A 21493-nucleotide genomic window follows, 5' to 3' on the forward strand; every position below is an offset into this window, starting at 1 on the left:
GCGAACTCCAGTGAGTGTGGGTCAGCGAGTGTGGAGATGAACCATGTTTGAGAACCTGTCACAGCGTTTAGGCAACCTGTTCGATAGTCTGCGTGGCCAAGGGCGGCTCACCGAAGACAACATCAAGGATGCGTTGCGCGAAGTGCGCATGGCCTTGCTGGAGGCCGATGTGGCGCTGCCGGTGGTGCGCGACTTCATTCAGGGTGTCAAAGAACGCGCGGTGGGCGCCGAGGTGCTGAAAAGCCTGTCCCCCGGGCAAGTGTTCATCAAGATCGTTCACGATGAATTGACCCGCCTGATGGGGCAGGAAAACAGCGCGCTCAACCTCGCCGCACAGCCGCCCGCGATTGTTTTGATGGCCGGTTTGCAGGGTGCGGGTAAAACCACGACCGTGGGTAAGCTGGGTCGCCTGCTGCTGACGCGCGAACGGAAAAAGGTGCTGGTGGTCAGTGCGGATGTGTACCGCCCGGCCGCGATTAAACAGCTCGAAACGGTGGCAAAACAGGTCGATGTGGATTTCTTTCCCTCTGAAGCCACGCAGCAGCCCCTAGAGATTGTGACGGCGGCGGTGCGCCACGCCCGGCAAGGGTTTTATGATGTGTTGCTGGTCGATACCGCCGGCCGGTTGCATGTCGATGCCGAGATGATGGATGAAGTACGCGCTCTGCATGCCGCGCTCAAACCCGTGGAAACGCTGTTCGTTGTCGATGCCATGACCGGCCAGGATGCCGCCAATACCGCGCGTGCGTTCAGCGAGGCACTCCCTCTCACGGGCGTGGTGCTGACGAAGGCCGATGGGGACGCGCGCGGCGGCGCGGCCTTGTCCGTGCGCGCAATTACCGGTCAGCCGATCAAATTCATCGGGATGGGCGAGAAGCTCGATGCGCTGGAACCCTTTCATCCGGAACGGATTGCCTCGCGCATTCTGGGTATGGGCGATGTGGTTTCCCTGGTCGAGCAGGCGCAGCGCAGTGTCGATACCGCCAAAGCACAAGCCTTGGCCGACAAGGTGCGTGCGGGGAAAGGCTTCACCTTGGTCGATATGCGCGATCAATTCGAGCAGATGCTCAATATGGGGGGCATCCACGGCCTGATGGACAAGCTACCGGGCATGGGGCGGCTGTCTGCGGATGCCAAATCGCATATCGATGATCGGGATATTCGGCGGATGATTGCCATCATCAATTCCATGACCCCTGCAGAACGGCTCCAGCCGGATTTGATCAAAGGTTCGCGCAAGCGGCGGATTGCCCTGGGTTCGGGCATGGCGGTGCATGATGTCAACCGCTTGCTCAAACAGCATCGGGATATGAGCGACATGATGAAGAAGTTCTCTGGCGGGGGTATCAAGAAAATGATGCGTGCGCTCAAGGGACGGGTGCCCGGGTTGCCAATCTAACGACGCGATGTGTCCAGGGGCGTACCGACAAGCTCCGGCCAGGGTTTCTTGGGCATGGCGATGAAGGTTATGCCGTAGATAGTCAAACAACATAGGCAAATACGGCTGCCGGTTTTTGCGAACTCGGGTATACTCCCCCGCCTGATTTTATCCTGGCGGCTTGCCCGTGGGATCAGCGAGAGTGGCGGAATTGGTAGACGCACTGGATTTAGGTTCCAGCGCCTTTGGCGTAAGAGTTCGAGTCTCTTCTCTCGCACCAAATTTTGGCTTTTGGGGATGACCGCAGGCAGTTGCCTTCGGGCGCTTTCCCATCAGCCGTTCGTTTTCGTTTTGCCGTATTTTTGAGGTTGAGTGAACATGCAGGTTCAGTTGCAGTCATCCGAGGGTCTGGTTCGCCGTCTGGCCATCGAAGTTCCCGCACAGCAGATTGATACAGAAGTTGACCGTCGCATCAAAGACATGGCGCGCCGTGTGCGGATTGATGGTTTCCGTCCTGGTAAGGCACCCTTGCCGGTGGTGCGGCAGCGTTATCAGGGTCAAGTGCGCGATGAGGTGGTCGGGGATGTGATGGGGCGTGCCTATCACGAGGCGGTGGCCGAGCAAAACCTCCGGCCGGCTGGCAATCCATCCATTGAGTCCGTTGACAGCAATCCGGGCGAAAACCTGAAGTTCGTGGCTGCGTTGGAGGTATATCCAGAGTTCGCCATTGGGGATTTGTCGGCGCTGTCGATCGAGACGGTGACTGCCGAAGTGACCGACGCGGATGTCGAGGACATGCTCGGCACGCTGCGCGAGCAAAACGCGGGCTGGAAAACGGTAGCACGGGCTGCCGCCGAGGGGGATCGCGTCACGGTGGATTTTGCCGGTACCCTGGACGGTGTGGCGTTTGACGGGGGTACAGGCACTGGCATGACGGTCGTTCTCGGTGAAAAACGCATGCTGGCCGATTTCGAGAAAGGCATCGAAGGCATTGTCGCCGGCGAACCGGCGCGGGTATTCGATGTCGCCTTCCCGGAGGATTATCCGGTGGAAAACCTCAAGGGGAAAACCGCGCAATTCACGGTGACCGCTACCCTGGTTGAGGAAAAAGAGATCCCCCCACTCGATGACGCCTTTGCCGCAAAATTTGGCTCCGCCTCCGTTGCTGAACTCAAGGCGGATGTCCGTAAAAACATGGAGCGCGAGCTCAAGCAGGCGCTCAAGCGCCAAGTGAAAGACAAGGTCATCACGGCGGTGGCCGATAGTCTGGATTTTGCCGTGCCCAATGCTTTGATCAACGAAGAAGCAGTGGCGATGCGCGATGGTTTCGTGCGTCAAAATTTACCCGGTGCGGATGCCAGTAAATTTGACGCCAGCCTGTTCAACGAACAGGCAGCGCGTCGGGTGAAGATGGGGCTGGTGATCATGGAACTGGTGAAATCTGCGGATTTGCGGGTCGATGAGGCACTGGTTGAGGAGTTCATCCAGGATGTCGCGGCCGCTTATGATGAGCCGGAGCAAGTGGTTGCCAGCTACAAGGGTGATCGCGAACTGATGAGCAATGCCCGCACCGTGGTATTGGAACAGCAGGCGGTGGATTATGTGCTGAGTAAAGCTCAAGTCACCACCAACACGCTGGCATTCAAGGCCGTGATGAATCCGCAGGGCTAAGGGCTTGTTCGTATGGCGGCGCGATGCTGATGATCTGAGGTCATCAGATCGCGCCGTTACTTTTTGCCCGGTTGCCGCGTGCCCCCCGCCCATGGCCGGGGAAATCCTGATACAGTCCGACAGTCGCGGTTCGTTTAACGAACCTGCCAGCGCGTATTCTCGCGGTGTTTGTGAAGCAAATGTGTAGGTTATCCGAATGAATCATCCCCTGATGCAGTTATCCCCGGAACTGGCCACCTTGGTGCCGATGGTGGTCGAACAGACTTCTCGTGGCGAGCGTGCCTACGATATTTATTCGCGGCTCTTGAAAGAACGGGTCATTTTTATCGTGGGGCCGATTGAAGACCACATGGCCAATCTCGTGGTGGCACAGCTTTTGTTTCTGGAATCGGAAAACCCGGACAAAGACATTCATCTGTATATCAACTCGCCGGGGGGTGTGGTCACGGCCGGGATGTCGATTTACGACACCATGCAGTTCATCAAGCCGGATGTCTCGACGCTGTGCATTGGTCAGGCGGCCAGCATGGGCGCCGTGTTGTTGGCGGGTGGGGCGGCCGGTAAGCGTTACGCCCTGCCCAATTCGCGCGTGATGATTCACCAACCACTCGGCGGGTTTCAGGGGCAAGCGTCTGACATCAAGATTCACGCAGAAGAAATCATCAAACTGCGCCACAGCTTGAACGGCATCCTGGCGGATCACTGCAAACAGCCGATTGAAGTCATCGAACGGGACACGGAGCGCGATAAATTCCTTTCAGCGAACGAAGCCGTGGACTATGGTTTGATTGATGCCGTGCTCTCCAAGCGCGCGTGATTTCCAAGAAGAGAAGGGCGGTTGACCGCCGAGCGAGAGGCTCGTATGGCTAAAAGTACTAAATCTTCCGACCAAGATCGGTTGTCTTGTTCCTTCTGTGGCAAGCCGCAGGCAGAAGTGCGTAAGTTGATCGCGGGGCCTTCCGTGTACATTTGCGATGAATGTGTTGAGTTGTGCAACGACATTCTGCGCGAAGAGGTGGAGGCGGCTCGTGACGAGGCGCCGAGCCGCTTGCCGACACCGCGTGAACTGGTGGCCGCGCTGGATGAATATGTCATCGGCCAGGAGTTGGCGAAAAAGGCGCTGGCCGTTGCGGTCTATAACCACTACAAGCGCCTCAATCTGTTTGGCGCGCAAGTGAAGGGCAAGGCGAAAGGCGCGGAGGCGGAACCGGTTGAACTGTCCAAATCCAATATTTTGTTGATCGGCCCGACGGGTTCCGGGAAAACGCTGCTGGCGCAAACCCTGGCGCGTTTGCTGGATGTGCCGTTCGCCATCGCGGATGCGACCACGCTGACCGAGGCGGGTTATGTCGGCGAAGATGTCGAAAACATCCTGCAGAAACTCCTGCAGCGCTGCGATTACGATGTCGAAAAAGCCCAGCATGGCATCGTGTACATCGATGAAATCGACAAAATCACCCGCAAGTCAGAAAACCCGTCGATCACGCGCGATGTCTCCGGTGAAGGGGTGCAGCAGGCGCTGCTCAAGCTGATCGAGGGGACACAGGCTTCCGTGCCCCCACAAGGCGGGCGCAAGCATCCGCAGCAGGAGTTTGTGCAGATCGACACCACCAATATCCTGTTCATCTGCGGTGGGGCATTTGCCGGGCTCGACGGGGTGATTCGCCAGCGGATGGAAAAGGGGGGAATCGGTTTTTCCGCCGAGGTGAAGTCCAAAGACGACAAACGGGCGGCGGATGATCTGCTCTCCAAGGTTGAGTCGGAAGATCTGGTGCGGTATGGCTTGATCCCTGAGTTTATCGGCCGCTTACCGGTAGTCGCCGTGCTCAAAGAGCTGGATGAGCCGGCGTTGATGAAAATCCTGACCGAGCCGAAAAACGCGCTGGCGAAACAATACCACCGTCTGTTCGAGATGGAGGGTGTGGAGCTGGATTTGCGTGAGGAGGCCTTGCGCGAGGTGGCGCGGCAGGCGATCAAACGCAAGACGGGCGCGCGCGGGCTGCGAACCATCCTAGAACATGTGCTGCTGGATACCATGTTCGAGGTGCCCTCCAAGGAAGATGTGACCAAGGTGGTCGTCGATGCTGCGGTCGTTCGTGGTGAAACGCCCCCGTTTCTCGTGCTGGATTCTGCCGGAAAAGCGGCAGATCAATCGGCCTGATCTACTCGTCGCGGCAGTTCTTGCTGTCGCGAACTCTTGAAATCCCCGTGATTGCCATCATCAATCGGCTATGCTCACTGACATGAGCGCGCGTCCGGTGCTGTTGCCGGCGCTTTTCGAGACAGGTATTTGCCATGCCGCAATCTGAACAATCTTCTGAGATGATCCCCGGTTCGCCGCGTTTTGTGCCGGTATTGCCGCTCAGGGATGTCGTGGTCTATCCCCATATGGTGATCCCGCTGTTCGTCGGGCGGGAAAAATCGGTTCGGGCATTGGAAGAGGCCATCAAAGATAACAAGCAGTTGTTGTTGATCGCGCAAAAAGATGCCGACCAGGATGATCCAGGACGACAGGATCTGCATGAAGTGGGCACCCTGGCCAATATTTTGCAATTGCACAAGCTGCCGGACGGCACGATCAAAGTCTTGGTCGAAGGGGTCGAGCGGGTTCGGTGCAGCCAGGTCAATGAGGCGGATCTGCATTTGATTGCCCAAGTGCAAACGATTCCTGCGGCACCCTTGGGCGATGAACGCGCCCTGGAAGTCGAAGCGCGTACGCTACTCAACCAGTTCGATGGCTATGTCAAGCTCAATAAAAAAACCCCGCCGGAAGTGTTGGCTTCCCTGGCGGGGATTGATGACATTTCGCGGCTGGCCGATACCATCGCGGCGCATATGTCCCTGAATCTGGCTGAAAAGCAGCGCATCCTGGAAACGATTGATCTGCATCAGCGAATCGAGCATTTGATGGTGCTGATCGAATCGGAAATTGACACGCTGCAAGTCGAAAAACGCATTCGGGGTCGCGTGAAGCAGCAAATGGAGAAATCCCAGCGCGAGTATTACCTCAATGAGCAGATGAAGGCGATCCAGAAAGAATTGGGTGAGCTGGAAGACGGCGGGAGTGATCTCGACGAGCTGGAGCGCAGCATCCTGTCCGCCGGCATGCCCAAGGAAGCGTTGGATAAAGCCAAATCCGAGCTGAACAAACTTCGGATGATGTCGCCGATGTCGGCAGAAGCCTCCGTGGTGCGCAATTATCTGGACTGGATCATCGCGATTCCCTGGAAAAAACACACCAAGATCAAGCATGACCTGCCGGCAGCCGAGGCCATTCTGGAAGCCGATCATTTTGGGCTTGAGAAGGTCAAAGAGCGCATTCTGGAATATCTGGCCGTACAGCAGCGCGTGCGCAAAATGAACGGGCCGATTCTGTGTCTGGTGGGGCCGCCCGGTGTGGGGAAAACCTCGCTCGGGCAGTCGATCGCCAAAGCAACGAACCGAAAATTTGGCCGGATTGCCTTGGGCGGGGTGCGGGATGATGCCGAGATTCGCGGGCATCGCCGAACCTATGTCGGGGCTATGCCGGGTCGGATCATTCAAACGCTGAGCAAGATCGGCTCGCGCAATCCTCTGATCTTGCTGGATGAAATCGACAAGATGGCGTCGGACTTCCGTGGGGATCCTGCGGCTGCCTTGCTGGAGGTGCTGGATCCGGAGCAAAACAAAGCCTTCGCGGATCACTACATGGATATGGACATCGATATTTCCGATGTTATGTTCGTGTGTACCGCCAACAGCATGAATATTCCCGGGCCGTTGCTTGACCGGATGGAAGTGATTCGGATCGCGGGCTACACCGAGGATGAGAAAACCGAGATCGCCGAGCGTTATTTGCTGCCGAAGCAGTTGAAAAACAACGGCCTGAAGGCGGGTGAGCTGTCGGTGAAAACCGATGCCGTTCGCGACATCATCCGGTACTACACCCGGGAGGCCGGGGTGCGCAATCTGGAACGCGATCTTGCCAAGGTTGCGCGGAAGGTCGTGCGCAAACTGGTTACGAATGAGCAGAAGCCGCCGGTGGTGGTGGATGCGAATGTTCTCGACCAGTATCTGGGCGTACACCGGTTTGAATTCGGCAAGGTGGAACACCCCGATCAGGTTGGGCAAGTCACCGGGCTGGCCTGGACGGAAGTCGGTGGGGATTTGCTCACCATCGAAGCGGCGACCATGCCGGGCAAAGGGAATCTGAAATACACCGGGCAGCTCGGCGAAGTGATGCAGGAATCCATTCAGGCCGCGCTGACGGTGGTGCGTTCGCGTGCCGTTGGTTTGGGCATTGATCCGGAATTCAGCCAAAAAACCGATTTGCATGTGCATGTCCCGGAAGGCGCCACGCCGAAAGATGGGCCGTCCGCAGGCTCCGCCATGTGCACGGCGATGGTTTCGGCGCTCACCGGAATTCCGGTCAAAGCTACCGTGGCCATGACCGGCGAAATTACCCTGCGCGGTGAAGTGCTGCCTATCGGTGGTCTCAAGGAAAAACTGTTGGCAGCACAACGCGGCGGCATCACGCTGGTTTTGATTCCGGAAGGCAATCGAAAAGATCTGGTTGAAATTCCTGAGAAAATCAAAAATTCGCTCGATATCCGTCCGGTGCGTTGGATCGACGAAGTGCTGGACTTGGCCTTGATCACGCCGCCCACCCCTCGACCGGTCGAGCCGGCCGACCCCCTGCGGGCGGAAGAGGGCAAGCGAATCGATGAACTGGGCGCCACGGCTCATTGACCGGTCGGCAGGAGAATGTGCGCTGCACTTGGTTGACAGCGGCGCATGGGCGCTTGTATAACGGCTTTCGAGATTTTGCTGCCAGATTACTCATTGCGCCTTCGGGCATTTGGCGTCAGAATCCACAGCCACGGGTTATTCGCGTATTTCCCTGTCTCCCCCACCTTTCCACCATTAAAGGACTGCAAGGATATGAACAAATCTGAATTGATCGATGCAATCGCAGCCAAAAGCGGCCTGAAGAAAACTGAATCGGCGGCCGCCCTGGATGCGTTCATTGATGCGGTTGGCGAAGCCCTCAAGCAAGGGGATCAAGTCACCCTGGTTGGCTTCGGTACATTCCTGGTGCGTGAGCGCGAAGCGCGCACAGGCCGTAATCCGCGCTCTGGCGCCACGATTGAGATTGCCGCTTCCCGTCTGCCGTCCTTCAAGGCCGGTAAGGGTCTGAAAGACGCGGTGAACTGAGCCTGGTGTGTCGTCCGCCCGTCGCGGCGGCACAGCATCGGTTTTGACAGGGGCTTGTGCCCCTGTTTTCGTATAGTCTGCCGATTGGTTTCTGTTGTTTACAACCGTCGGAAGTGATTGGCTGCGACAGTAAAGGTTGTTCGTTATGTTGATGGATTTGCGTGATCGGATTCAAGGGTGGATTGCCTTTGGGATCATTGGCTTGGTGTCTATTCCCTTTGTGCTTTGGGGCGTTGGGGAGTATTTCACCGGCGCTAAGAACCCGCCCGTGGCCGAAGTGGACGGCATCCCGATTACGCAGCAGGCGCTGGAGCAGGCGGTAAGCCAGCAGCGCCAGGCGATCATCCAGCGACTGGGCGGGCAGGCTACTGCGGAACTCCTGCAAAGCTTGCATCTGGATCAGGCCGTGCTCAATCAAATGATTGATGAACGGGTGCTGAGCCTGTTCGTGCAGAAAGCCGGCTTCAAGGCGCCGGATGCCGTCGTGGCCGATCTGATCCGGAGTGAGGCGGCCTTTCAGTCCAACGGCGCCTTTGATCCCAAGAAATATGAACAGTTCGTGGCCGCACAGGGCACCACGGTGCCGGTGTTCGAAGCACGCCTGAAGCACGATATCGTGATGCAAACGCTGGAAAATGCGATTCGGGAAAGCAGCATCGTCCCGGCGCCTCAACTGGATGAGCTGGTGCGTCTGCGGGATCAAACCCGGCAAGTCGGCTTGATCACCCTGAACCGCGCGCAGATTGCGGCGCGTGTTCCAGCGCCAACCGAGGCGCAGATTCAGGCGTATTACGATGCCCACAAGGCCGACTATGTGCAGCCCGATCGGGTCAAGGTGAACTACATCGAGCTTTCGCCGCAAACGCTGGCGCCTCAGGTCAGGGTGGATGAGCAGGAAATCCAGGATGCCTATGCGGCGTATGAGAAAAAGCAGCAGGCATCCGTGATCCGCACGGTGCGGCACATTTTGTTGCAGGTGCCGAAGGATGCGGATGCGGCAACGGTCGAACAGATCAAGGAAAAACTCCTCGCAGCCCGCGAGAAGATTGTGAGTGGCAAGATCAGCTTTGCCGATGAGGCCAAGGCGATTTCCGAAGATCCGGGCTCCAAGGCGCAGGGGGGCGATTTGGGCGAGGTGGCACCGGGCGAAATGGTCAAGCCCTTCGAGGCGGCAATGGACGCCCTGAAAGTCGGAGAAATCAGCGAGCCGGTACGCACTTCCTTTGGCTGGCATTTGATCGAGGTGACCAAAGAGTCTCATCCCGTGATTCAACCTCTGGACGCCATGCGCGATACCTTGACGGCGGAGGTACGCGCGAAGCATATCGACAAGATTTACTACGATCTGACGGAAAAGCTGTCCGACCAGGCGTATCAGCACCCGGATAGTTTGATTCCGGCGGCAGAAGCGTTGGGGCTCAAGGTCGAAACCAGCGATTGGATCACCCAATCTGGCGGAACCGGGATCGGTGCCGATGAAAAAGTGCGTCAAGCCGCGTTCTCTAACGCTGTGCTCAAACAGCAGCAGAACAGCAGCGTGATTGAATTAGGAAACAATCATGCGCTGGTGTTGCGGGTGCATGAGCATGAAGCGAGCAAGCAATTGACCTTGGCCGAAGTCATGGACAAGGTGCGTACGGCCGCGACCGAAGCGGCGGTGATGGCCGAGCAGCGTCGGGTGGCGGCGGCGATCGAGGCAGAGTTGGGCGCGGGTAAGCCGGCGGATGCGGTGGCGGCGGCTCAGGCGGCGACCTGGCGCCCGCCGGAATGGATCAAACGGAATCAGTCGCAGGATGGACTGCCGCCTGAAGCGCAGAAGGCGGCGTTCGCCGTGCCCGCGGCTGCCCCCGGCAAAGTGGCGACGCGCGCCGTGACGCTGGCGGATGGCAACGAGGCCGTGGTGGTCGTTCAGGCGGTGAAACCCGGTGATCCGTCCGCAATCAGTGCAGAAGACAAGCAGGCGCTGGCGGCCGAAATCCAGCAAGCCAGCGCTCAGCGCAGTCTTGCCGCCTTGATGGCCACCTTGCGCGCTGAGGCGAAAGTCACGATTCACACCGAGACGGAGAAATCGCTCAAGCCCTGATGTGCGGACGCTGCGTGGGCATCGTCCCAGCACGGCACAACAAAAACCCGCCAGATGGCGGGTTTTTGCATTGAACCATCGACAAGGAATCAGGCGGAGGCTTTACGGAGCTCGCGTGCCGAGGAAACCATCGCTTCCAATGAGGGAATCACCTCTGCCCAAGTGCGGGTTTTCAGGCCGCAATCCGGGTTGATCCATAGCCGCTCGGCGGGGATTTTTTCCATTGCCAGCCGCACCCGTGGCGTGATTTCCGTGCTGCTTGGGATTTGCGGCGCATGAATATCGTAAATGCCGGGGCCGATGGCGTTGGGGTAAGCAAAATCGGCAAAGGCATTGAGTAGTTCCATGTTCGAGCGCGTGGTTTCGATGGTGATGACATCGGCATCCAGCGCAGCGATGGATTCAATGATGTCGTTGAATTCGCTGTAGCACATGTGGGTGTGAATCTGCACATCGATCGGCGCGTCTTTGACCGACCATTTGAAGGCGCGCACGGCCCAGTCCAGATAGCGTGCCCAGTCTTTCTTGCGCAGCGGCAGCCCCTCGCGGAAGGCGGGTTCATCGACCTGGATCATGCCGATGCCGGCCGCGATGAGATCATTGACTTCATGGCGCAGGGCTTCGGCGATCTGGTAGCAAATGGTTTCGCGCGGGACATCATCGCGCACGAACGACCAGAACAGGATGGTGACCGGGCCGGTCAGCATGCCTTTGACCGGTTTGTTGCTCAGGGACTGCGCAAAGCGGCTCCAGGCGACGGTCATCGGCTGACTGCGGGAAACATCGCCCCAAATGATGGGGGGTTTGACGCAGCGTGAACCGTAGGATTGCACCCAGCCTTCTTGGGTGAAGGCGAAGCCATCGAGTTGCTCGCCGAAATACTCAACCATGTCATTGCGTTCGGCTTCGCCATGCACGAGGGCGTCGAGCCCGATCCGTTCTTGAACCTCGATCACATGACGGATTTCTGCCTGCATGGCGGCTTCGTATTCAGCCGGGCTGATCTCTGCATTCTTGAACGCCTTGCGGGCGGCGCGAATTTCCTGTGTTTGCGGGAAGGAGCCGATGGTGGTGGTCGGGAACGCAGGCAGTTGGAAGCGCTCTTGCTGGGCTTTGGCCCGTTCAGCGAAGGGCGCCGAGCGCTGAACCTCGGCGTGCGGAATGTTCGCCACCGCTGCCGCCACGGCCGCGGAATGCCGCCCCGGTGCGGCATCCAGTGCGGCGCGGGCCGCCGTTGCCGCCGCAATCTCCGCCGCAATGCTGCTGCGGCCTTCGTTCAGGCCGCGCGCGAGCAGCGCGAGTTCGCTGAGCTTCTGCCGGGCGTAGCTCAGGTTGTCGCGGATGACCGTCGGCAGCCGGGTTTCCAGCGCGGCATCGACCGGGACATGCAGCAACGAACAGCTCGGCGCCAGCCAGAGCCGGTTGCCCAGCCGGGCGTGCACGGGCTCCAGGCGATCCAGCAGGGTGGCGAGATTCGCGCGCCAGATCGACCGGCCATCGATGATGCCGACTGACAGCACTTTGTAGTCCGGCAGGCGGTCGGCGACGGCAATCAGATCGGCCGTGGCCGTGGCATCGATGTGCAGGCCATCGACGGGTAGCTGCGCCGCCAGGCTCACATTGCCGTTGATGTCGCCGAAGTAGGTGGTCAGCAGCAGGCGGATGCCCGGCACCTTGAGGCGGTGATAGGTCGGCTCAAAGGCCGACAGCCACGCGCTGGGTAAATCCAGTGCCAGAATCGGCTCGTCGATTTGCACCCAAGTCACGCCCCGATCGCGCAGGAGCGACAGCAGTTGATGATAGGCTGCCGCCAATTCATCGGCCTTGGCCAGTCGGCCGGCCTCATCCAGCCCACGGCTCAGGTACAGAAAGGTCAAGGGGCCGACCAGCACGGGTTTGGCGTGCGGATTGGCCGCGAGCGCCTCGTCCACCAGCGCGAGATAGCGCTCGGCATCGAGGCGAACCGGTTGATCCGCGGCTAATTCGGGCACGAGATAGTGATAGTTGCTGTTGAACCACTTTTTCATGGCCAGCGGCGCGATATTCTGGCCATTGCTGTGTTGGCCGCGCCCGAGGATGAACAGGGCGTCGATCGTATTGCTCAGCGCACCGAACCGTTCGGGGGTTTGTCCGAAGAGCAGGGCGGTATCCGCCATGTGGTCATAAAACGAAAACTCGCCGGCGGCGGGGCGGTCGATGTGCGCGGCGGCGTAATCGTTGCGATACTGGCTGCGAATCTGGCTTGCCGTGTGTTCCAGCGCACTGCGCGGAATTTCTCCTCGCCAATAGCGCTCTTGTGCCCATTTCAATGCCCGCCGTTCGCCAATGCGGGGAAAACCGAGGACATGGGTGGTAACGAATGATGAACTGCTCATTGAAAAATCCTGGAGGTATCTGTGGCACGACGCACGATAGCGAAGCCATAAGATGACATCCATGGATAAATATTCAGATTTAGTATGAATTCTTTACAAATTTGAGGTGGCTATGGCGTGGCTTGTGGCGAAATATTTGCTGACGGCGGGGGTCATCGTGCTGGTGTCTGAAGCCGCCAAGCGCAGTGACAAACTCGGTGGCCTGTTGGGCGCTTTGCCGTTGGTGACGATCATGGCGCTGGTTTGGCTGCATGTTGGGCAGCAACCGCAGGAGAAAATTGCCAACCATGCTTGGTATACCTTTTGGTATGTCCTGCCGACCTTGCCCATGTTTCTGCTTTTCCCTGCGTTGTTGGGGCGGATCGGGTTTTGGCCGACGCTTGGGGTCTGCATCTTGCTTACCCTGGTGTTGTTCGCGGGATTTGCCGTGTTCATGCGGCGATTCGGTATTCACTTGTGGTAACTCGTGTCGGCGGACAGCGCGACACGCGACGCGGAATAAATCCACGGGGGATTGATTCCGCCTTGCCTGTTTGGGCATGAAGCCTCAAGGCGACAACGACCTCTCCCGTTGCTGATTCATTCATCAGGGCAATGGATGAAAGAAACTATCGGGAATTGGGCTGCCCACCACTTCGGCCAAAAAGCGGTTGAGATCCGGTTCGATCGCAGCCAGTGGCCGATCTGTCCGGTAACGGAAATCCCCGCTTTCCAGTGCAGCGAAAATCACCGGCGCCGGAATGGAGAGTCCGTATTGGCCGTAATAGGCGGTGATGCCGGCGGAAATCGTCTGGGCGATCCGCATCAATTGCAGGGGGTGCGGCTTGGCCGCCATGATCTGCGCTGCGGCCTGTTCGTAGGCCAGAAGCACCCGTCGGCTGGTTTGTTGGGAATCGGCGGCATTCAGCACGCTGCCACGAATCGAGAGGCCGCCATGCGGCAGCTCGTCAGATGGCCACGCCGTGTATCCCGAGAACAGCGGTTGTAACGGAATGACCTTTCTCACCAGCCCGGTGGCATTGTCCCCACTACGGCTTTGCAGCACGAGCCCGGTGGCCGCCGGTTCGACCAGTGAAATCGCGGTGGCCGCCGAGGAATCTGCAGGATTACAGGCAGGATTGCTATTCATGGGGGCTTGTGAAAGCAGCAGCGGCACGGCCTGCATCACCGGCAGATAACACAGGGCGAAGCTGCTGGCATCGAGTCCCGCGCGGCGTGCCGCGGCCTGAAAGATCAGATCCGGCCCGCTGCCTTTGCCGCCGGAGGTCGGCCCCGCGATCAACACGCCGTGGTTGATGAGGTCGGTAAAGCTCGTGATCTGGGCATTTTGCGGGGCGAGGACAGAAAATCCGTTCCAGAAATCGACCGACACCAAGGCCAGATCGGGCACCTTGCCGGTGGTGACCATTTGGGCGGCGGTGTAGGTCATCGAAAGCAACCCATCGGCACTGCCGTTGATCAGGGCGGTGCTGGCTTCACCTGCCGTGCCGACCGGCAGCAAGGTCACCGGCAGTTGCGGCTGGTTGCTCATGGCGAGCAAGAGCGGAAAGACATTGGGGTTGGGGGTGGACACAATCCGCAAAGGCAGCGGATCGGCCTGGCTGATATGCCAGAATCCACACAGACTGAGCATGAGGATAGCGAGCTTCAACCCGCGGGGACGACGAGTCGTGTTCATCATGAGTCTCCGGGTGAATTAGTGGCGTTGCCCGCTGCGGTTGCCAAACCGCGCCTGCATTTTGCTGCGTGCTGCCTCACGCTTGGCTTGCTGCTCCTCCGGGCTCAGGGCTTGCCATGCCGATTTTTTCTCTTGCGCCTGATTCAAAGCGTTGGCCTTTTTCTGAGCCTGTTCCGCCTTGCTCAAGGCGTTCCAGTTTTGTTGTGCGGTTTGTGCCTGTTGTTGCGCCGTCGAGGGATCGGCCGCCCATGAGGCATGGCTGAGGCCGAGGGTTGCGGCGAACAAAGCGGGAATCCATACAGTGCGCAGGGTCATGAGGTGTCTCCTATCGTGTTGAAGTACTCCGGATCGGAAGTACGGCGCCAGTCTGCGTCGCGGTTGTGATCAGCGAATGCCGGAGGCATGACAATGCGTGGCGGAGGTATGACAAAGTGTGACGGACTGTCGCAGGCCGCTTGAATTGCCCGCGCGAAGCCAGTAGCGTGCCCGCATGAACTTGACCGAAGCCACGACTGCTCCCCCGACCGTTTTGCTGCTGGATGACGATGCCGAACTCGGGCAGATGCTCTGCCGCTATCTCGGCCAGAATGGCTTTGCGGTTCGCTGGGTGACAACCATTGCGGATTTCCGCGCCGCCCTGGCGCAGCAGGTGCCCGCCTTGGCGCTGGTCGATGTGATGCTGCCGGATGGGGATGGGCTGACGCTGGCGCGGGAATTGAGCACGCAGCGCCGCTTTGCCTTGATGATGCTCTCGGCCCGGGGTGATGAGGTGGATCGGATCGTCGGCTACGAAGTGGGCGCGGATGATTACCTGCCCAAACCTTTCAACCCTCGGGAACTGCTGGCACGGATGCGGGCGGTCTTGCGCCGTTCGGTCTTGCCCGCGACACATGACACCCCCACTGCCCCGGCGTTTGGTGCGTTTAGCGTCGATCTGGCGGGGCATCGCCTGTGGTGTGCCGGACAGGAAGTGCCCATTTCGACCGCCGAATTCACCCTGCTCGCGGTTTTTCTCCGCCACCCCCGGCAGGTGCTGTCCCGCGATCGTTTGACCGATCTGGTGCAAGGCGTGGAACGGATGCCGCTGGATCGTTCGATTGATGCCCGGGTCGCCCGCCTGCGTAAACGCATCGAGGCGGATACCCAAAACCCCCGCTTCATCCGCACGGTTTGGGGCGTGGGCTACCTGTTTGATCCCGATGGCCGCGCCCCGTAGCCTGTTCCGCACCGCCGCCGTGCGGGTATTCGCCCTGGTTCTGGGGGTGCAGCTCATGGGCATGGCCATCTCCGGTTATTGGGTGGTATGGCCGCTGCTGAAATCCTCCGCGACGGATCTGGCCGCATTGATGGTACTTAGCGGGCAAACCTGGAATGAACTGCCGGACGCCGTACGGCCGGCTTATCTTGCGGAATTGACGACCGCCCACCGGCTGACCATCAGCCAGCCGACCAACCCGCTACCGGGGGTGGAAAGCCATCTGCCGGTGGTTCTGGTCTTGGCGCATGAATTATCGCGTCGGCTGGATGCGCCGGTGGTCGTCCACACCTGGCAGATGGGTGCGCAGCGCTGGTACGGGGCGGATCTGCCTTTTGCCGGCACGGTGTTGCGCCTGTCTTTTCCCGCAGAGCGGATTGGCACGAGACCGATCAATGCGTTGTTGGTGGTGTTGGCCGTGGTGCTGCTGGCCGGATTGCTGCCTGCGTTGATTCTCGCCCGTCAGCTCTCCCAACCCTTGGCGCGCCTCGGTCAAGCAGCGGAGGCCGTCGGTCGGGGAGAAACGCCCCAGGTTGATCTGGCGGATGCGCCCGCCGAACTTGCCGCGCTCGCCCGTCGCTTCAATATCATGAGCCAGGAAGTGCAACGACTGCTGCACAATCGCAGCCTGATGCTGGCGGGGCTGAGTCACGACCTGCGCACGCCACTGGCACGGGCACGCATGGCGCTGGAGCTGGGGCGGGAAGACCCTGCCATGCTGTCGCGCATCGAGCAATATCTCGACGATTTGAACCATTTGATTCAGCAATACATTGACTTCGCCCGCAGCGGGCAGACGGTGCCACCCGAGGCGGATCAGCCGCTGTTGCCGCTCCTCAAGGCGCTTTGTCTTGAGGCGGGGGTCAGCTGGGGTGGCGATGGGTCGAGCGATGCCATCGCGGCGGATTACCGGGTGCCCGGCGCGCTGTTCACCCGCATCCTGCGCAATTTGATCGACAACGCCCAGCATTATGGACGCCCGCCGATCGAAGTCCTTCTGACACGCACCCCGGACGCCTGGGTGCTGCATGTGCGCGATCATGGCACAGGTATTGCGCCCGCGCAGCGGGCGGCCTTGCTGGAGCCTTTTGCGCGCGGCGACACGGCACGCACGCAATCGGGCTCGGGGCTGGGTTTGGCGATCGTGACGCGGCTGTGTGCCGATTGCGGCTGGTCACTGGAACTCGATGACACGCCGGGTGGCGGTCTGTGGGTCAAAATCGGGTTGCCACTTGCGGATCGCGGATAAATCGATCGATCGCCGCATTGATGCCTTGATCCCGGAACGACAAGAGATTAGAGACCACGCCGATCAGCCACTGGTGGCTCAAATCCGGCACCATCCGGACCGATACCGGCGCCCCGTGGGTGCGCAAGGCGGCGGCGAGATGCCGGGTGTTTTTGGGCGCTACGATGGTGTCGGCGGTGCTCTCGATCAGCAGCATGGGCGGGCTCTGGCCGTCTACCCAATGAATTGGCTGAGTCTGGGCGAGATCGGGCTCGGCGGGCGAGAAAATGGCTTTGAGCGCTGGATCAACCAGTGGCAGGAAATCATAGGGGCCACCCAAACCAATCACCCCCGCGAGATCGTGGCGGGCGAGCCCGACGGCGTGCAGATACTGCGGATCGAGCGCAAGCATTGCGGCGTTATAGGCTCCAGCGGAGTGGCCCATCAAAATCAAATGTTGTGGATTGCCGCCGTAGCGATCAATATGCGCGCGCACCCAGGCGACCGCGTGGGCGCTATCGAATAAAAATTCGGGGTAGCGCACCGCCGGATACAGACGATAGTTCGGAATGGCGACCACGAAGCCGCGCGCCGCCAACGCCCGCCCGACGAAGGCGTACAGCGATTTATCACCTTCCTGCCAACTGCCGCCCCAGAAAAACACCACGACGGGGGCATCCTGCGCGTGCTCGGGTTGATAAATATCCAACGACAGATGGTGCCCGTGATCAAATTGCAGATCATCATGCGTGCGGATATTTTGGCTTGGCGCGAGGGTGTTGAGCACCGTGATACCACTGCAACCCGATAGACCGAGCAGTGCCAAGACCAGCATCCAGCCGCGATGGAAATGACGGAATCGTCCAGCCCGGAGTCTTCCGGCTGCCCGGTGATCGGGTTTCCTGGGCGGGTTCTGTGGGCTCATGCCCTGATCCTCGTGGCCTGCATCATCTTGCGTACCGAATTCAAAACACAGTCCAAGTAGTACGCGCCAGTGACTCGTTTGGTTGCGGCTTGGAAGAGAAAAGTTACGGTGGGTGACCGGCGGACCGGCGCAGAAATCGCGCTGAGCCGGTCAAGCGGGGTACATGAAAAAAACCGACCTGGCGCTCGATCGGTCGTCAGTCGCCGTCCGTGTCGATGGGGGCTTCAGAAGCGACCGCAGGCGCTGGGGGGCGCTGGCGCAGGGGCGCACGACCGCGTTCGGTGGAGAAATGATTGACGATTTTGCAGAACAGGGCGGCGGTTTGCTCGGCGTCATACAGTGCGGCATGCGCCTGGCTGCCGTCCCAGCCGATGCCGATGGCGTCCAGTGCCTTGGCGAGAACCGTTTCGCCGACCGCGAGGGCGGAGAGGGTGACGGTATCGAGCGTGGAAAACGGATGAAAGGGATTTTTCTTGTTACCGGTCCGCGCGCAGGCCGCATTGATCACCGCCAGATCAAAGGCGGCATTGTGGCCGACGAGGATGGCACGGCGGGCACCGATCAGTTTGGTTCGCTGACGAATCGGCTGGAAGAACTGCGCGAGCGCCTCGGCTTCCGGTACCGCGCCACGAAACGGATGATCGACATCGATTCCATGGATTTTCATGGAATTTTCATTGAGGTTTGCCCCTTCGAACGGGGCGACATGCACCTGTACCCGATCGACGGGGATCAATTGTCCTTGGGCATCGACATCCAGAATGACGGCTGCAAGCTCCAGCAGGGCATCGGTTGCCGGATTCAGCCCCCCGGTCTCGACATCCACGACAACCGGCATAAAACCGCGAAAACGGCGGGCGATCGTCCAGGGTTGGTGTCCTGGGGCGTGTACGGCAGCGACCGTGGAAAAATCCGGCGAATCGTTCACGCGGTTACACCCGCAGCGCCAGATGAGCTTGCCAGGCTTGCAGGGTGTTGTGCATCAGCATGGCGATGGTCATCGGCCCGACACCGCCCGGCACCGGGCTGATCCAGCTGGCGCGTTCGGCGGCGGCGGCGAATTCGATATCGCCACACAGGCTGCCATCCTCGCGGCGGTGGATGCCCACATCCAGCACGATGGCACCCGGTTTGATCCATTCTCCTCGGATCAGCCCCGGCTTGCCCGCAGCGGCAATGATCAGGTCAGCCCGTGCTACATGTCCTGCGAGATCGCGGGAAAACCGATGCACCACGGTGACGGTCGCGCCGGCTAACAGCAACTCTAGCGCCATGGGCCGCCCGACGATATTCGAGGCACCGACGACCAGTGCTTCAATGCCGTACAGGTCTACGCCCGTTGTTTCGATCAGCTTCATCACCCCAAACGGCGTGCAGGGACGCAGCCCCGGCTGGCGAATGGCGAGGCGTCCCATGTTTTCTGGATGGAAGCCATCCACATCCTTGTGCGGGGCAATGCGGGCGATGACCTCGGCCGCACTGAGCTGCGGCGGCAGTGGCAGTTGCACGAGGATGCCGTCGATCGACGGGTCGGCATTGCAGGCATCGATCAGCGCGTTGAGTTCGGCTTGGGTGGTGGATGCGGGCAATTCATGGGCGAAGGAAGTGACGCCGACTTTTTGGCAGGTATTGCGCTTATTGCTGACATACACGCTGGACGCGGGGTCATCGCCGACTTGAATCACGGCGAGCCCCGGTGGGCGGTGACCGGCCGCTACGGCCTCGGCGATTTGCCCCTGAAATTGGGCTTGCAATGATTGGGCGAGTGCCCGCCCGTCCAGCAGCTTGGCCGTCATGAAACTTCCTCAGAAAAAATTGGCCGTGATTTTCGCACGCCAGCCAACGACCGGACAAATGCCGTCGGACAAATAGTCGGGGCGCGCTTAAATGAGATGCTCGGAGGATTGAGGTTCGGATTTGCTGGGACGAACGACGAGACTCGCGCCCTCGACGCCGGTGACGGTAACTTGAGCGCCGGCGGGGGTGTCCGTGCCGATGACTCGCCAGCGGGAATCCCCGATATGCAGCCAGCCGACGCCATTGACGATCGGCGCTTCGAGCGTGAATTGGCGACCGAGGTATTGATCTCCGCGTTTGTTCAGCGTGGGGCGGTCACTGGTCTGCCGCTGCGGGCGGAACAGGCGCCGGCCGATCAGCAGGGCGATGATCGACAACGCAGCAAACAGAGCGATTTCTATGGGCCAGATCAGGCTGGGCAGAACGAACGCGATTCCCCCCACCGCGAGCGCCGCCACCCCGAGCCAGAGAAAAAAACTCGACGGGGCAAAAATCTCGACGACGATCAGCAGTAGGCCGAGAATCCACCAGCCCCAATAATCCCAGTTCATGGTCGGGCTCCCGTCATTGGCGGATTTCCCAGCCGTCGTTGCCCTTCACCAGGTGCAGTTGTTTGGTCGTGGTCTGTTCCCCGGCCATCGGCGTCTTGACTTTGAGTTCGACGGTGCAGTCATAGCCTTTTTCGGCGGAATCCTTTTTGCATTCCTGTACTTTGACCGCGTGGATTTCCACGGCCGACATCATTGCGGCCACCATCTTGCCAGCCGTTTCCCCGCCCTGGGATTGTGCTTCCTTGACCGCTTTTTGCATGCCATCTTTCAGCGCTTTTTCGACATCGGCGGAACTCGGTCCACTGGAGCAGGCGGTGATCAGGAATGGCAGGGCGGCGAGGGCGAGGAGGGTCGAGCGAGCGATCATGGTGGCTTTCCTTAGGTTCTGAACGAATTTGTTGGATTTTCCGGTTATTTTCCGGTTTTGAATGCTTCTTTGGCGAGTTCGGCAATGCCTTCCAGCGAACCGAGCACGCTGCTGGCCTCGACCGGCAGCATGATGACTTTTTGATTCGGTGCGGTGGACACCGCTTGAAAGGCTTCAATGTATTTCGTCGCGACGAAGTAGTTGATGGCCTGCACATTCCCGGCGGCGATGGCCTCGCTCACGGATTTGGTGGCGAAGGCTTCGGCCTGCGCCAGTCGTTCGCGCGCCTCGGCCTCGCGGAATGCGGCTTCCCGCTGCCCCTCGGCCTGCAGGATTTGCGATTGTTTTTCGCCTTCCGCTTTGAGAATCGCGGCCTGACGCAAGCCCTCGGCTTCGAGGATATTCGCCCGTTTGTCGCGCTCGGCTTTCATTTGCCGCGCCATGGCATTAACGAGGTCAGCCGGCGGGGTGATGTCCTTGATTTCGATGCGGGTGATCTTGGTGCCCCAGGGCGTGGTGGCCTCATCGACCACGGCCAGCAGGCGACTGTTGATGTCGTCCCGGCGGGAGAGAATCTCGTCGAGATCCATCGAGCCCATCACATTGCGGATATTGGTGATGACGAGATTGAGGATGGCGTAATCGAGTTGATGCACCTCGTAGGCGGCGCGGGCGGGGTCGAGGACTTGAAAGAACACCACGCCATCGACCTTGATCATGGCATTGTCGCGGGTGATGATTTCCTGCGAGGCGACATCGAGCACCTGTTCCATCACATTGATTCTTCTGCCAATTTTATCAATGTAGGGCACGATCAGATTTAGCCCCGGCTCCAGTGTGCGGGTGTAGCGCCCGAAGCGCTCGACCGTCCACATCATCCCCTGGGGCACCTGCTTGACCCCGGCAAAAATTGTGGCGGCGGCCAAGACCAACAGCACAATCGCAAATGTTCCCATGTCTGCTCTCCGTAGAATGAACCAGATTAGGCGACC

Annotated in this window: 19 protein-coding genes and 1 tRNA gene; 11 read left to right on the plus strand and 9 right to left on the minus strand. The window is 59.6% G+C overall.

All coding sequences use genetic code 11. From position 1 onward, the window contains the following. The first annotated feature begins 43 nt into the window (after positions 1 to 43). The 8 genes from ffh to VOI35_RS02005 all read left to right on the plus strand — a co-directional run bounded on the left by ffh (position 44) and on the right by VOI35_RS02005 (position 10325). On the plus strand, positions 44 to 1399 hold the full coding sequence (gene ffh, locus VOI35_RS01970) for a signal recognition particle protein (RefSeq protein WP_407276228.1): 1356 nt from the start codon (positions 44 to 46) through the stop codon (positions 1397 to 1399). A gap of 175 nt (positions 1400 to 1574) precedes the next feature. After that, positions 1575 to 1658 (plus strand) — tRNA-Leu (locus VOI35_RS01975). A gap of 98 nt (positions 1659 to 1756) precedes the next feature. Beyond that, positions 1757 to 3049 carry a trigger factor gene (gene tig / locus VOI35_RS01980; protein WP_407276229.1) on the plus strand — a complete coding sequence of 431 codons (1293 nt, stop codon included), beginning with the start codon at positions 1757 to 1759 and terminating at the stop codon, positions 3047 to 3049. A gap of 211 nt (positions 3050 to 3260) precedes the next feature. Then, positions 3261 to 3866: an ATP-dependent Clp endopeptidase proteolytic subunit ClpP gene (clpP, locus tag VOI35_RS01985; RefSeq protein WP_407276776.1), complete on the plus strand. Its 606-nt coding sequence runs from the start codon at positions 3261 to 3263 to the stop codon at positions 3864 to 3866. 45 nt (positions 3867 to 3911) lie between these two features. Continuing rightward, complete coding sequence (clpX, locus tag VOI35_RS01990) at positions 3912 to 5210, plus strand: ATP-dependent Clp protease ATP-binding subunit ClpX (protein ID WP_407276230.1); 1299 nt, start codon at positions 3912 to 3914, stop codon at positions 5208 to 5210. 134 nt (positions 5211 to 5344) lie between these two features. Beyond that, the gene (gene lon, locus VOI35_RS01995) at positions 5345 to 7777 is read left to right on the plus strand and encodes an endopeptidase La (RefSeq protein ID WP_407276231.1); all 2433 of its coding nucleotides are present in this window, start codon (positions 5345 to 5347) and stop codon (positions 7775 to 7777) included. A gap of 192 nt (positions 7778 to 7969) precedes the next feature. Beyond that, positions 7970 to 8242, plus strand: a complete 273-nt coding sequence (locus tag VOI35_RS02000; protein ID WP_407276232.1) for an HU family DNA-binding protein — start codon at positions 7970 to 7972, stop codon at positions 8240 to 8242. Between the two features lie 145 nt (positions 8243 to 8387). After that, the gene (locus tag VOI35_RS02005) at positions 8388 to 10325 is read left to right on the plus strand and encodes a SurA N-terminal domain-containing protein (RefSeq protein WP_407276233.1); all 1938 of its coding nucleotides are present in this window, start codon (positions 8388 to 8390) and stop codon (positions 10323 to 10325) included. 89 nt (positions 10326 to 10414) lie between these two features. On the opposite strand, the gene metE is transcribed toward VOI35_RS02005, so the two are convergent. Then, positions 10415 to 12700 (minus strand): 5-methyltetrahydropteroyltriglutamate--homocysteine S-methyltransferase, encoded by a 2286-nt coding sequence (metE, locus tag VOI35_RS02010; RefSeq protein WP_407276234.1) that lies wholly within the window; start codon positions 12698 to 12700, stop codon positions 10415 to 10417. A gap of 112 nt (positions 12701 to 12812) precedes the next feature. Between metE and VOI35_RS02015 the strand changes: the two genes are divergently transcribed. Beyond that, positions 12813 to 13163 (plus strand): DUF3147 family protein, encoded by a 351-nt coding sequence (locus VOI35_RS02015; RefSeq protein ID WP_407276235.1) that lies wholly within the window; start codon positions 12813 to 12815, stop codon positions 13161 to 13163. Positions 13164 to 13286: 123 nt separating this feature from the next. Here the strand turns inward: VOI35_RS02015 and VOI35_RS02020 are convergent, their stop codons facing one another. Beyond that, positions 13287 to 14381, minus strand: coding sequence for a hypothetical protein (locus tag VOI35_RS02020; protein ID WP_407276236.1), 1095 nt, complete (start codon positions 14379 to 14381; stop codon positions 13287 to 13289). A gap of 15 nt (positions 14382 to 14396) precedes the next feature. Next, complete coding sequence (locus VOI35_RS02025) at positions 14397 to 14693, minus strand: hypothetical protein (protein ID WP_407276237.1); 297 nt, start codon at positions 14691 to 14693, stop codon at positions 14397 to 14399. A gap of 175 nt (positions 14694 to 14868) precedes the next feature. Between VOI35_RS02025 and VOI35_RS02030 the strand changes: the two genes are divergently transcribed. Together VOI35_RS02030 and VOI35_RS02035 are read left to right on the plus strand one after the other, a co-directional pair. Then, the gene (locus VOI35_RS02030) at positions 14869 to 15594 is read left to right on the plus strand and encodes a winged helix-turn-helix domain-containing protein (protein WP_407276238.1); all 726 of its coding nucleotides are present in this window, start codon (positions 14869 to 14871) and stop codon (positions 15592 to 15594) included. After that, positions 15578 to 16882: an ATP-binding protein gene (locus tag VOI35_RS02035; protein ID WP_407276239.1), complete on the plus strand. Its 1305-nt coding sequence runs from the start codon at positions 15578 to 15580 to the stop codon at positions 16880 to 16882. Before VOI35_RS02030 ends, VOI35_RS02035 begins: the two co-directional genes overlap by 17 nt. On the opposite strand, the gene VOI35_RS02040 is transcribed toward VOI35_RS02035, so the two are convergent. The 6 genes from VOI35_RS02040 to VOI35_RS02065 all read right to left on the minus strand — a co-directional run bounded on the left by VOI35_RS02040 (position 16848) and on the right by VOI35_RS02065 (position 21457). Then, positions 16848 to 17786: an alpha/beta hydrolase gene (locus VOI35_RS02040; protein ID WP_407276240.1), complete on the minus strand. Its 939-nt coding sequence runs from the start codon at positions 17784 to 17786 to the stop codon at positions 16848 to 16850. The two genes, VOI35_RS02035 and VOI35_RS02040, sit on opposite strands and share 35 nt — an antisense overlap. A 196-nt stretch (positions 17787 to 17982) precedes the next feature. Further along, positions 17983 to 18714, minus strand: coding sequence for a ribonuclease T (rnt, locus tag VOI35_RS02045; protein WP_407276241.1), 732 nt, complete (start codon positions 18712 to 18714; stop codon positions 17983 to 17985). Positions 18715 to 18718: 4 nt separating this feature from the next. After that, positions 18719 to 19582, minus strand: coding sequence for a bifunctional methylenetetrahydrofolate dehydrogenase/methenyltetrahydrofolate cyclohydrolase FolD (gene folD / locus VOI35_RS02050; protein WP_407276242.1), 864 nt, complete (start codon positions 19580 to 19582; stop codon positions 18719 to 18721). Between the two features lie 87 nt (positions 19583 to 19669). Further along, positions 19670 to 20134 carry an NfeD family protein gene (locus VOI35_RS02055; RefSeq protein ID WP_407276243.1) on the minus strand — a complete coding sequence of 155 codons (465 nt, stop codon included), beginning with the start codon at positions 20132 to 20134 and terminating at the stop codon, positions 19670 to 19672. 13 nt (positions 20135 to 20147) lie between these two features. After that, positions 20148 to 20501: an NTF2-like N-terminal transpeptidase domain-containing protein gene (locus VOI35_RS02060; RefSeq protein ID WP_407276244.1), complete on the minus strand. Its 354-nt coding sequence runs from the start codon at positions 20499 to 20501 to the stop codon at positions 20148 to 20150. 44 nt (positions 20502 to 20545) lie between these two features. Next, positions 20546 to 21457 carry an SPFH domain-containing protein gene (locus tag VOI35_RS02065; RefSeq protein WP_407276245.1) on the minus strand — a complete coding sequence of 304 codons (912 nt, stop codon included), beginning with the start codon at positions 21455 to 21457 and terminating at the stop codon, positions 20546 to 20548. Between the last annotated feature and the right edge of the window lie 36 nt (positions 21458 to 21493).

The sequence above is a fragment of the Halothiobacillus sp. DCM-1 genome (assembly GCF_045689735.1).
Lineage (GTDB): Bacteria > Pseudomonadota > Gammaproteobacteria > Halothiobacillales > Halothiobacillaceae > Halothiobacillus.